The following is a 12157-nucleotide window of genomic DNA, read 5'->3' as shown; positions in this document are numbered from 1 at the left end:
GGGAAGACCACGCCGACGGCGTGGGCATGGGCATCTTCAACGGAGACATCGGCCGGATCGAGTCCATCGACCCCGCCAGCGGCCTGGTCACGGTGGACTTTGACGGACACCGGGCCGCCTATCCCCCGGATATGATGACCCAGCTGGAGCTGGCCTACGCGGTCACCGTTCACAAGGCCCAGGGCAGTGAGTACCGGGCAGTCATTCTCTCCGCCGTGGAGGCCGCCCCCATGCTGCTCACTCGGGGGATTCTCTACACCGCCATGACCCGGGCCAAGGAACTGCTGATCCTGGTGGGGGACGACCAAGTGGTGGCCCGCATGGCCGCCAACGACCGCCAGCAGCGGCGGTACAGCGGGCTGCGGGCCCGTCTGGCCCGAGGCGGCCCGGAAAAGGAGGAGAACCATGGCCCTGCCCCAATTTCTTCTGAACCTGCTCTTCCCACCCAGGTGTCCCTTCTGTGACCGCCCTGTGGAGGCCGTGGTTTCCGCGCCCTGCCCCCACTGCCTGGGGAGCGATGTCTGGCTGGAAGGCGCCCAGGCCGTGGTGACGGGAGAGGCCTTTGCCCGGTGCGTCTGCGCCGGGTGGTACCGGGAGCCCCTGCGCGCCTCTTTGCGGCGGTTCAAGTTCTCCGGCCGGCGGGACTACGCCAAGGCCTACGGCCCAGTGCTGGCCCAGGCCGTTCGAACCTACCTGCCGGGGACCTACGACCTCATCACCTGGGTCCCCGTCTCTCCGAAGACCCTCCGCCGGCGGGGCTATGACCAGGCGCAGCTGCTGGCCCAGGAGACCGCCAGGGCCCTTGCCGCCCAAGCCGTTCCCCTGCTGGAGAAAACGAGGGACACCCCGCCCCAGTCCTCCCTGACCCAGGGCCGCCAGCGGCGGGCCAACGTGGCCGGGGTCTACACAGCGCCCCACCCGGCCCAGGTGGCCGGGCAGCGGGTTCTCCTCCTGGACGACATCCTCACCACCGGCGCCACCCTGAATGAGGCGGCCCGCACCCTGCGCCAGGCGGGCGCCCGGCAGGTGGTGGCCGCGGCCTTCTGCCGTACCCCGCCCAAAAACCCTTGAAGAACCCGAGAGGCTTTCCCATATTTCGTGGGAAAGCCTCTCTCTGCTTGGGCTATACTTTTGGCATGAGACAAACCGCAAGAAAGGGAGCGTGGATATGGACAAGCAAGTACAAGGGGGCTTTGCCCGGGATATCGCCATGGATTTGGGCACCACCTCCGTGCTGGTGGCCGTACGGGGCAGGGGCATCCTGCTCCAGGAGCCCTCGGTGGTGGCTGTGGACCGGCGCACAGGCGCCGTCCTCCAGGTGGGGGAGGCCGCCCGGCAGATGCTGGGCCGGACCCCGGGGGACCTGCTGGCTGTGCGGCCGCTGCGGGAGGGCATCATCTCCGACTGCACCATCGCCGAGGCCATGGTCCGAGCCTTCCTCCACAAGGCCGCCCCCGGGCGGCTGCTGAAGCCCCGTCTGCTGGTCTGCGTCCCCTCCGGCATCTCCGAGGTAGCGGAACGGGCGGTGGTGGAGGCCGGCCTCCAGGCCGGCGCCCGGCGGGTCTACCTGATGGAGGAGCCTCTGGCCGCCGCCCTGGGGGCCGGGGTGGACATCACCCAGCCCGAGGGCCACATGGTGGTGGACATCGGGGGCGGGACCACCGACGTGGCGGTCACCGCCCTGGGGGGCGTGGTGGCCTCCGCCTGCCTCTCCACCGCCGGGGATCAGTTTGACGAGGCCCTCATGCAGTACATCCGCCAGAAGCACAGCCTGCTCATCGGCGCCCGCACCGCGGAAGAGGTCAAGGAGGCCATCGGGCGGGTGGACGGGCCGGGAGAGGAAACCCTGGCGGTCAAGGGCCGGTGCCTGAACACGGGGCTGCCCCGGGAGATCCTTCTCTCCGGGGAGGAGACTGCGGAAGCCTTCACACCGGTGGCGGAGAACATCATCTCCGCCGTCCAGGCAGTCCTGGAGCGCACGCCGCCGGAACTGGCCGCCGATGTGGCGGTCAGCGGCATCCTCCTCACCGGAGGCGGCAGCCTGCTCCAGGGCATGGACACCCTGCTGGCCGCCCGGACCGGGATGGAGACCCACTTGGCCGAGGACCCCATCCGCGCCGTGGCCCTGGGGCTGGAGCAGACCCTGCCGCACCTGGCCAAACGGCAGGAAGGGGTCCTGAACCTGGCACGCCGGCGGCAGCTGACGGTGTGAGGCCTTCTATGGAACCTTCCCTTTGGAAGCAATCCCTCCATCCTTTGCATTTCCATCAAAAAAAGCCTGGAAAATTTCCAGGCTTTTTTGGCGCTTTCCAGGCAGCTTGTGCAGTCTCATTCTTCAGGGAACAACAGTTCCAGAATGTGCAGGGCCTTTTTCCCGCCCTTCAGCAAGCCGCCCCGGCAGGATTTGCAGTAGCAGACCACTCGATCCGTGGTAAACTGGGCACAATACGACTGGAAGTAAGCTGCCTGCTCCTCCGGGGGAATGGGCTGGAACATGTGGCCGCCCTCCTCCACATAGCGTTTGGGGGCCAGCTTGGCGTTGCTGGGGTTGCAGGGGGCCACCAGATTCATCCCGCAGAACCGGGTCTTTTCGTGGTTTTCCGCCAGTTCCACCACGTCAATGTTCATTTTGCGCATCAGGGATCGGATGGCGTCCTGGACGTGGCGCTTCTCCACGGCCAGCCAGCAGTCCTGGATGGTCATTTTCTCCCCGTGGTAATCGGGGAAGGGAAACTCCGGATCGTTGTCAATGATCTCCCAGACAAACTCGATCTGCCCGGGATCGCCGCTCTCGGCAATGATATTGGCGCAGTTGTTGCAGACCACAACGGCGGTATCTGCCGGGGTCAGCTTGTCGTGGTCCACCCGGCAGCAGCCCACCGGGGTCACCACCCGCTTGCTCTGGATGTACGCAGCCAGCTTTTCACTGGCCGCAGGAAAGTCCCCCTTGACCTTGCAGCCGGGGAAATACAGATTTGCCATGATGGTTTCCTCCTTCAAAAATCATTTTGTATCCTATCGGCACGCCGGGGCAGGTCAGGCCCCCGCTCGTTTGGCCTCCTCCGCCAGGGCAATCTGCAAAGCCTTCGACAGCTGGTCGGGACATGACGTGGCCTTGTTGCCGCAGCGAATCCCCGCAATCTTCTCGATGGCGTCCTCCGCCCGCATGCCCTCCACCAGACGGGCCACGCCCTGGCTGTTGCCGGCGCAGCCGCCCAGGATGTCCACTTTTTGGATGACCCCGTTTTCCATTTTTACATTCATCTGCCGGGAGCAAACCCCTTTGGTTTTATACTGAATGGTCAAGGCATCTCACCTCCTTTCCCGGTCCTTCCGGTCTTTTTTCATCTTAACAAAGGCCCTTTGAAAAAGCAAGCAGTCTCTTCCAAGGAAACACTGTGTAACTTTGCCGCTTCTTTTTTTCAAAAAACAGGCCATAGTAAGCTTGCGCGTTTTTTCGCGCTTCCTGTCAACCATTTTTTTCTTTCTGTCCTGCCGCAGAAAGACGCCTGCCCCGCCGGTCTTTCCGGCGGCCCGCCCCTCTGGTACGCCGGCAGCCCGTCCGGCGCCGGTATGGGCGCTGCGGCCCGCGGACCGCAGGGCAAACCATTGCTGACAGCTATGTTTTGAGAAAGAGGGAGGTGATTTCTTGCAGGACACCAACGAACGCCATGGGTCGGGCGTGGCGGTATGGTTCTTTCGCACCCTGCTCCTGCTGGCCGCCGCCGTGGTTATGACGGTGGCGCTGGTCCCAGGTGCCCAGGCAGCGGAATCCCAGAACAGCGCCCCCCGCTCGGTGATCCCCCTGGGCCGGGCGGTGGGCATTAAGCTCTTTGCCCAGGGCGTCCTGGTGGTGGGGTTGTCCGACATCACCACCGACCAGGGACTGGCCTCTCCCGCCCGGGCCTGCGGGCTCCAGGAGGGGGACGTCATCACCCACATCAACGACGCCCAGGTCAGCTCCATTGAGGAGGTCCAGACCATACTCCAGGACCTGGAAGGCCAGGAAATGGAACTGACCGTCCTTCGGGATGAGGAGAGCCAGGAGGTGACCACCCGGGCCGCCCAGTGCAGCACCGACGGCGCCTACAAGCTGGGCGCTTGGATTCGGGACTCCATGGCCGGCATCGGCACCCTGACCTTTGTGGACCCGGAGACCGGCCTGTTCGGCACCCTGGGCCACGGCATCAACGACGTGGACACCGCGGTGCTGATGAAGCTCCAGTCCGGGGCCATTACCCCCGCCTCCGTGGCAGGGGTGGTCAAAGGGGTGAACGGCCGGCCCGGGGAACTCCGGGGGGCCTTCTCCTCCAGCCAGGACCTGGGCACCTTATACGCCAACACGGAGAGCGGCGTGTTCGGCCACCTTCAGGACCCCGGCACGTTCACGGGCACCCCTGTGCCTGTGGCCACAGCGGAGGAGGTTCACACCGGACAGGCCACCATCCTGGCCAATGTGGCCGGCACGGAGGTGGAGGAGTACACGGTGGAAATTCTCAAAGTCTACTCCAACACCTCGGACACCCGGGACCTGATGCTTCGGGTCACAGACCCCAGGCTCTTGGAGAAGACCGGCGGCATCGTCCAGGGGATGTCCGGCTCGCCCATCCTCCAGGACGGCAAGCTGGTGGGGGCCGTCACCCACGTGCTCATCGACCATGCGGACCGGGGCTATGGCATTCTGGCCCAGAACATGCTGGACCAGGCCGCCCAGGCCCAAAACACCTGACCCAACCCCGGCAGCGGAATCTTCCGCCGCCGGGGTTACATCCTTGACCTGTCCACCGGTTTCATGGTATATTAAGACTGAAAAAAGAAATTTTGGAGGTGTACCATGATTTTGGGAAAGAAAATAGGGGCTGCGGTCCTCTCCTTTGCCCTGGTCTTGTCCCTGCTGGTTCTCCCCGCTGGGGCCGCCGGGGAAATCGGTGTGACCATCGACGGCACATCGGTCCTGTACGACGATGGATATGGCCGCCCCTTTTTGGACAGCGCCGGGCGGACCCAGGTGCCCTTCCGGCTGACTATGGAGAGCTTTGGCTGTGCCGTCTACTGGAACAATGAGACGCGCACTGCCGTGGCGGAGAAGGACGGCACCCGGGTGGAGGTTCCCATCGGCGCGCCCTACCTGCTGGTCAACGGAAAGCGCATGGAAATGGACACCACCGCGCAGATTGTAGACACCCGTACCTATCTGCCCATCCGCCCGGTGATGGAGGCTTTTGGCGCCTATGTCACCTGGGACAACGCCAACCGCCTGGTGGTCATCAAAACCGGCAGCAGCCTGCTCCGGGTCCACTTCTTGGACGTGGGCCAGGGGGACTGCATCCTCATCGACTGTGGGGAAACCGAGGTCCTGATCGACGGCGGGAACAACGGCGCCGGCGACGAGGTGGTCTCCTATCTCACACCCTACATAGACGGCAAATTAGACTACCTCATCGCCACCCACCCCGACGCAGACCACGTCGGCGGACTGGACGCGGTCCTGGAGGCCTTTGAGGTGGGAGAGGTCATCGACAGCGGGCGCAAATCCGACACCGACACCTATAAAGATTATTGGGCCGCAGTTCAGGCCGAGGGCTGCACCATCTCCTACGGGGAGGATCGGATCATCCCCCTCAGCTCTCTGGCCGCCCTGTCCATCCTGGAGACCGGCAACGACTGGGAGGACAGCAACGACTGCAGCGTCGTGGCGCAGCTCACCTGCGGCAACGTTCAGGTTCTCTTCACCGGCGACATGTCCCAGCAGGTGGAGACCAAGCTGCTCCCTCTCTTCGGGGACATTGATGTCCTAAAGGTCAGCCACCACGGCTCCGACACCGCCTCCTGCGCGGAATTCCTGTCGGTGGTCAAACCGGAATATGCCGTGATCTCCTATGGGCTGGACAACGCCTACCATCATCCCGCCGGGGAAACCTTACAGCGCCTCTTCGATGTGGGGGCCACGGTCTACGGAACGGGAAAGAGCGGCTCCATCGTCCTCACCACCGACGGCTGGACATACAGCTTCAACACCTCCCAGGCGCTCACCGCCGCGGACGCGGGTGTCTGAGGCGCTTTCGGAGGATTGACGTTTCCCTCAAACGATGGTATCACGTTTTCAATAAACCGTGCCTTGCAGGCTTTGAATGCTTGCAAGGCACGGTTATTTTGTACGGAGAAATCGGGTTCGGCCCACTATGACGCCGCCAAGCGGGGCTCCGCTGCCCTCTCTCCCGATCTGTCCCTGGCAGCCTCCTATCGGACACGTTTCGTTCCACCGCCAGGCGCGGCCTTGCCGCATTCGACAAATGTTTTGCAGAATATGGAAAATCTATAAGAAAATAGTTGCCATTTAAGAAATTGGGTTTTATAATAAGACATCATTTGGGCATCTTGCGGTCTCAATCCAACGGAGGATCGGACGCCGGATATCCTCTTCCAGGGTCTTCCTGTTCCGAACCCTCCGCATCCCCACAGCGTGCCCCTGTTCTCTCTGGAAAGGATTGTGATTGACCATGACATCAACGCAAATCATTGCCATTGTCATCTTTCTGGTGACCATGGCAGCCATTATGACCGAGAAGCTCCACCGAACGGTGGCCGCCGTCGCCGGCGCCCTGCTGCTGATCCTCACCGGGGTTTTGTCGGTGGAATCCGGCTTTTCCTATGTGGACCTCAACACCCTGGGGGTCCTGATCGGCATGATGCTTTTCGTGGCCGTGGTCAAAAACTCCGGCATCTTTGAATACATTGCCATTAAGGCCGCGAAAATCGCCAAGGGCCGGCCCTGGCCGCTGATGGTGTTGTTCGCTTTGATCACCGCTGTTTTGTCCGCCTTCCTGGACAATGTGACCACAGTGCTCCTCATCGGCCCCATGACCCTGGCCATTACCAGCATGCTGCGGATCAACCCCATTCCCTTCTTCATGACCCAGATCATGGCCTCCAACATCGGCGGCACCGCCACCCTGATCGGCGACCCCCCCAATATTATGATTGGCAGCGCCGCGGGGCTGAGCTTTACGGATTTCATCACCAACACCGGCGTTGCCGTGCTCTTTGTGCTGGCCGCCACCATTGTCTGCTTTTATTTTATCTATGGGCGCAAGCTCCATGTGGAGCCGGAGGCCATGGACTCCATTCTGCAGCTGGATGAGAACAAAGCCATTAAGGACCGCAGTCTGCTGATCAAAAGCGTCGTCATGATCCTCCTGGTGGTGTTTGGATTCGTCTTTCACTCTCAGCTCCACTTGGAGTCCTGCACCATCGCCCTCACCGCCGCTGCGGTGATGCTCCTCATCGGCCGTCAGGACGTGGAGGAGATCGTGGCCGGCGTGGAATGGACCACCATTCTCTTCTTCACCGGCCTGTTCATCGTGGTGGGCGGCCTCCAGGAGACGGGCGTGATCCAGATCCTGGCCAACGGCCTCATGGACCTGACCGAAGGCCACATGACCTTGACCATTCTGCTGATCCTCTGGGTCTCGGCCATTGTCTCCTCGTTCCTGGACAACATCCCCTTTGTGGCCACCCTGATTCCCCTGATCCTCACCATGCAGAGCAGCGGCGTGGATGTCACCCCCCTGTGGTGGGCGGTCTCCCTGGGCGCTTGCCTGGGCGGCAACGGCACCCTCATCGGCGCCTCGGCCAATGTGGTCCTTTCGGGCATCAGCAACCGTCACGGGTTCCCCATCACCTTTGCCAGTTACTTTAAGGTGGGCTTCCCCTTGATGCTGGTCTCCGTGGCCATCAGCACCGTGTTCCTGCTCCTGCGGTTTACCTAAGCAGTTCCGATTGACCTGGGGCGGCCCCCACGGCCGCCTCTATTTTGGGAAGGAGATTTGTATGAGCTTATCTACATTCAGCGGAGATTTCATCGACACCGCCCTCTCCCAGCTGGGCGCCAGCAGAATCAAGGTGGTCAGCGGCAAACAGCATGTGGTGGATTTTGACCTGGGGGAGGGGCTCACCCTGACCTACATCTTCACCATCACCAATGAAAACCGGTGCTACCTGCAGCGGGCCCGGCCCTATCCCATGGTCCAGGGCCGCCTGGCCAGCACGGAAGAGGTTCTTCAGTTCATCGCCCGGGACCGTCAGGCCTTCCAGAACGCCCGGCGCAGCCGGAATTACAGCACCTTTCTGGACACTGCCCGGAAGACCTTGGCGCTGACCCACAAAATGGAGGAGCTCTTTATCACCCACAACCTGAGTCCAGAGGACCTGGCCCTTCTCCATCAGCAAGGGGATCGATTGACCGCGCTCATGGACGAAATCCGTGCCCGTTCCCCAGAGGTCTCCTGTGAGGAATGACACCCTTTTTCATCGCAACGCGCCCGGAGGAACCGCCTCCGGGCGCGTTTTCTTCATCAAAGCTCCCCCTTGAGCTGCCGGACGGAACGGACCATCAACCCCGCCACAGCCAGCGCCACCACCAGCTCGGTCAGCGGCATCGCCAGCCAAATGGCCGAGCCGCCCCAAAGGGCCGGCAAGGTGAGAATGAGACCCCCGCTGACCACCAGGCCGCGGGTGACAGAGATTCCAAAGGCACTGGCCGGCCGAAGAATAGACTGGAAATAGTAGGCAGAAAAGATATTGAACGGCAGCAGCAAAAAGGACAGCCCATACGTCCGCAAAATGCCCGGGGCTACCTCCAGGACCTCCGGGGTCGGCGCCATGAACAGCCGGACAATCTCCGTGGGAAACGCGGCCAGCACCAACACCCACAGCACCCCAAAGACCGCCACCGTCCCCAAGGCATACCGCAGGACATCCAAAATCCGTCTGGTCTGCCGGGCCCCGTAGTTGAGGGAGAGAATGGGCTGAGAGGCCTGTCCCACACTGTACGCGCAGCACTGCACCAGGGTGCTCACATTGACCAGGACTCCGTACACCGCCAGGGCGTCGGTCCCCAGAAAGTGCATGATCTGGCGGTTGAACAGGATGGTGAGAATTCCCATGGCAATGTCCGCAAAAAACGCGGAAAACCCTGTCACGCCAATCCGGCCCATCTGCCTGATCCATCCCTTGACCGGCACCAGCCGAAGGGTATTCCTGGGAGAAAGGAAATGGGTGAGCATCACCAGGCAGGAAATTGCCGCCCCCAGGCAGGTGGCAATGCCCGCCCCCATGATACCCAAGTCCAGGACAAAGACAAAAAAGTAATCCCCCAGCACGTTGAACACGCCCCCGGACAGGACCGCGCCGGTGGCCAGGGCCGGCCGCCCATCGTTGCGGAGAAAGGCCGCCAGCATCTGGGTAAAGAGGAAGAAGGGCACCGAGAACTTCACCGGGTACAAATAATCCCGCGCCAGAGGGATCAGCGCCTCGTCCCCGCCGAAGAAGCGCAGCAGGGGGACCTCAAAGAAGATTAGGCCCAGCCAGCTGGCCGCCGCCAGAATCACCGTAAAGCCCAGCGCCACAGTAAAGGCCTGGTTGGCCTGCCGGCGCTTCCCCTGCCCCCGGTGCGTACTGGACAGTACAGAACCCCCAATGCCGGTCAGCAAACCCAAGCTGTAAATGATGTTCCACACCGGCGCCACCACAGCCAGCGCCGCTGCGCCGTCCGGCCCCTGATACTGCCCCACCATCGCCATGTCCACCAGACTATATACCGAGGCCAGCATGGCACTGCCAAAGGCCGCGCCCAAATACTTGAAGTAGGTGTGCTTTATATTTCCTCGCAGCAGATCCATCGTTTTGTTCCCCTTCCTTCGTTGGTTTTTCTCTTCGGCCCCGCCCCATGCCGCAAAAAAAGCCGGACAGGGCAACAGGCCTCTCAGTCTGTCACCTTATCCAGCTTACCATCACGATCCTGAATGGCGTACCCTCCAGTGAACGGGGGTATTGTAGCAAATTTTGGCGGGCACGTCAACCCCCGGTGTTGCCTTGCTCCCTGCCCCGGGACATGATACAATGAGCCCATAGAAACCGCTTTCCAAAAAGGAGATTCCTTCCAACCATGTTTTTCCTCCCGCTGCTCCTACTGTCCCTGCTTCTCTGGGTGCTATGGGGCAATCGCACCCTCCTAATCCACGAGATTCCCCTCTCCCTTCCCGGACTCCCCCCTGCCTTCGACGGCATGCGGATCGCCCAGGTCTCAGACCTGCACAACGCATCCTTCGGAAAAGAGAACCGCCGCCTCCTGCAGGCCCTCTCCCAGGCCAAGCCCCACCTCATTGTGCTGACCGGAGACCTGGTGGATTCCAGGCGCACCAACCTGCCCCGGGCCCTTGCCTTTGCCGCACGGGCCGCCGAACTTGCCCCCACTTACTTCGTCCCGGGCAACCACGAGGCCAGGCTGCCTCAATATCCTGCCCTCAAATCCGGGCTGAAGGACGCCGGCGTGGTCGTCCTGGAAGACCGGTCCGTCCCCCTGTGCCGGGACGGGGAAACCATCACCCTGCTGGGGTTGGCCGACCCCAGCTTCGACAAGAAGCGGGGGCTTCCCGGTTCCCCGGCGGAGCTGGTCTCTGCCAAGCTGCGGCGCCTTCTGCCAGCGGCCGCCCCCTACACCATCCTCTTGTCCCACCGGCCGGAACTGATGGGGGTCTACGCGGCTCACGCCGTGGACCTGGTCTTCAGCGGCCACACCCATGGGGGCCAGGTGCGCCTTCCCCTTCTGGGCGGGGTCATCGCCCCCAGCCAGGGTCTGTTTCCCTTCTACGACGCCGGTGTGTATGTTCAGGGCACCACCCGCCTCATTGTCAGCCGGGGCCTGGGCAACAGCATTGCGCCCATTCGCCTGAACAACCGTCCCGAGCTGGTGGTCGCCCGCCTGTCCGCCGGTCAGTGAAGGGCCAGGATCAGCACCATGCTCACCACCAGCACCAGAACTGCAGCGGGCATGGCATACTTGCAATAGCGTTTCCAGGAGATGGGATGCCCCTCCTTGGCCGCCAGCGCCACCCCTGTGACGTTGGCCGAGGCCCCGATGGGCGTGGCAATGCCGCCGATGTCCGTGCCTTTGGACACCGCCCAGGTCAGGGTATGCAGGTCCATGCCCAAGGTCTCCGCCAGGGACAGGAGCACCGGCACCATCACCGTGGCCATGGGAATATTGTCCACAAAAGCGGACACAATGGCGGTAAACCAAATCAGAACCACAACCATCTGGTCCGCATGGTCTCCTCCCAGCGCCGCCAAGAATTGGGCCATTCCATCCAAGACCCCTGTCTGCTCCAGCCCGCTCACCGTAAGGAACAGGCCAATGATAAAGCCGAGAATCTTCCAGTCCATCTGCCTGACCAGGTTTTGGGGCGTCTTGGTGCTCACCAGCGTCACCGCCGCTGCCAGCACCCCAATGGTGGGCATGGTGAGCCCTGTCAAGGTATGGGTGGCGATGAGTAAAATCACCACGCCGAAAATAGAGACCCGCGCCAAAAATCTCCGCCGGCTGGGAATGGCATCGTTGGGGTCAATTTCCCAGAGCTCCGGCGCAACGGCGGCCTCTCCCCTACTCTTACTGCGGAAGCAGAGATAAAAATACACCAGCACCAGCACCAGGCCGATCAGGCAGATCACGCCGTTGTTCCGCAAAAAGTCCCAGAAGCTCAGGCCCAGGGAGGTCCCAATGATGATGTTGGGCGGGTCCCCGCTCATGGTGGCCGCACCACCCAGGTTGGCGGCAAAGATCTCCCCAATGATCATGGGCACCGGGTCAAACCGGAGAAAATGCGCCAGGCGCGCAGTGGCCACCACCAGGAACAAAACCACGGTAATGCTGTCCACAAACATGGACAGCAGCGCCGCCAGCACCATAAAGCTCAGCATGAGAGGCATGGGGCGAAACCCCAACGCCTTGGCCAGGCGTAGGCAGACCCAGTCGAAAAAGCCGGCCTCACTCATCGCCTCCACCATGATCATCATGCCGGCCAGAAAGAGGATGGTACTCCAGTTGATCCCCACGTTAAACTCAGTGACCCCGCCGTGGGCGAACCAAAATTGGGGCTTGACAAAACTATCCACACTCAGGGCTTCCAGGGCGGCAGCCGGGCTGCCCATCGTCCCCAGCAACACCACCAAAACCATAGCGCCCCCGGCTGCCAGCGTCAGAAGATACCGGGGATATTTCCCCTGGAGGAGCGCAGAAAACAACACAATCGCAATGATAAGAGCCAAAATTTGGCTGAGCATAGACTCCCTCCCATTTCCATGCCAATCAAAGAATTTG

General features: G+C 62.1%; 13 protein-coding genes. 9 read left to right on the top strand and 4 right to left on the bottom strand.

Annotation, left to right across the window (positions count from 1 at the left end):
• The 3 genes from DV520_RS09610 to mreB form a co-directional block, all read left to right on the top strand.
• On the top strand, positions 1–464 hold a 464-nt coding region (locus DV520_RS09610), incomplete at its 5' end, for an ATP-dependent DNA helicase (RefSeq protein WP_165850083.1).
• The gene (locus DV520_RS09605; RefSeq protein WP_117142571.1) at positions 406–1071 is read left to right on the top strand and encodes a ComF family protein; all 666 of its coding nucleotides are present in this window, start codon (positions 406–408) and stop codon (positions 1069–1071) included. The genes DV520_RS09610 and DV520_RS09605, both read left to right, overlap by 59 nt.
• A 97-nt stretch (positions 1072–1168) precedes the next feature.
• Entirely contained in the window at positions 1169–2212 is a 1044-nt protein-coding gene (mreB, locus tag DV520_RS09600; RefSeq protein ID WP_117142570.1) for a rod shape-determining protein, read from the top strand.
• A gap of 116 nt (positions 2213–2328) precedes the next feature.
• On the opposite strand, the gene DV520_RS09595 is transcribed toward mreB, so the two are convergent.
• Positions 2329–2982: a hypothetical protein gene (locus DV520_RS09595; protein WP_021920130.1), complete on the bottom strand. Its 654-nt coding sequence runs from the start codon at positions 2980–2982 to the stop codon at positions 2329–2331.
• Between the two features lie 54 nt (positions 2983–3036).
• Positions 3037–3306, bottom strand: coding sequence for a TIGR03905 family TSCPD domain-containing protein (locus tag DV520_RS09590; protein ID WP_021920129.1), 270 nt, complete (start codon positions 3304–3306; stop codon positions 3037–3039).
• A gap of 57 nt (positions 3307–3363) precedes the next feature.
• Between DV520_RS09590 and DV520_RS12175 the strand changes: the two genes are divergently transcribed.
• The 5 genes from DV520_RS12175 to DV520_RS09570 all read left to right on the top strand — a co-directional run bounded on the left by DV520_RS12175 (position 3364) and on the right by DV520_RS09570 (position 8298).
• Positions 3364–3630 (top strand): hypothetical protein, encoded by a 267-nt coding sequence (locus tag DV520_RS12175; RefSeq protein ID WP_133308853.1) that lies wholly within the window; start codon positions 3364–3366, stop codon positions 3628–3630.
• A gap of 19 nt (positions 3631–3649) precedes the next feature.
• Complete coding sequence (gene spoIVB, locus DV520_RS09585) at positions 3650–4729, top strand: SpoIVB peptidase (RefSeq protein ID WP_021920128.1); 1080 nt, start codon at positions 3650–3652, stop codon at positions 4727–4729.
• A 105-nt stretch (positions 4730–4834) separates the two neighbouring features.
• Positions 4835–6055, top strand: coding sequence for a stalk domain-containing protein (locus tag DV520_RS09580; RefSeq protein WP_117142569.1), 1221 nt, complete (start codon positions 4835–4837; stop codon positions 6053–6055).
• A gap of 445 nt (positions 6056–6500) precedes the next feature.
• Positions 6501–7769 carry an ArsB/NhaD family transporter gene (locus DV520_RS09575; RefSeq protein ID WP_021920126.1) on the top strand — a complete coding sequence of 423 codons (1269 nt, stop codon included), beginning with the start codon at positions 6501–6503 and terminating at the stop codon, positions 7767–7769.
• A 61-nt stretch (positions 7770–7830) separates the two neighbouring features.
• Positions 7831–8298, top strand: coding sequence for a hypothetical protein (locus DV520_RS09570; protein WP_021920125.1), 468 nt, complete (start codon positions 7831–7833; stop codon positions 8296–8298).
• A gap of 56 nt (positions 8299–8354) precedes the next feature.
• Here the strand turns inward: DV520_RS09570 and DV520_RS09565 are convergent, their stop codons facing one another.
• The gene (locus tag DV520_RS09565) at positions 8355–9680 is read right to left on the bottom strand and encodes an MATE family efflux transporter (RefSeq protein ID WP_117142568.1); all 1326 of its coding nucleotides are present in this window, start codon (positions 9678–9680) and stop codon (positions 8355–8357) included.
• Positions 9681–9946: 266 nt separating this feature from the next.
• Here DV520_RS09565 and DV520_RS09560 point away from each other — a divergent pair, with 266 nt between their 5' ends.
• Positions 9947–10780, top strand: a complete 834-nt coding sequence (locus DV520_RS09560) for a metallophosphoesterase (RefSeq protein ID WP_117142567.1) — start codon at positions 9947–9949, stop codon at positions 10778–10780.
• Here DV520_RS09560 and DV520_RS09555 read toward each other — a convergent pair.
• Positions 10774–12120 (bottom strand): ArsB/NhaD family transporter, encoded by a 1347-nt coding sequence (locus DV520_RS09555; protein WP_021920122.1) that lies wholly within the window; start codon positions 12118–12120, stop codon positions 10774–10776. The two genes, DV520_RS09560 and DV520_RS09555, sit on opposite strands and share 7 nt — an antisense overlap.
• Between the last annotated feature and the right edge of the window lie 37 nt (positions 12121–12157).

The organism is Evtepia gabavorous (assembly GCF_003425665.1).
In the GTDB taxonomy this organism is placed as follows: domain Bacteria; phylum Bacillota; class Clostridia; order Oscillospirales; family Oscillospiraceae; genus Evtepia; species Evtepia gabavorous.
Note: the sequence above shows the minus strand (reverse complement) of the source record. Positions and strands in the feature narration are given on the sequence as shown.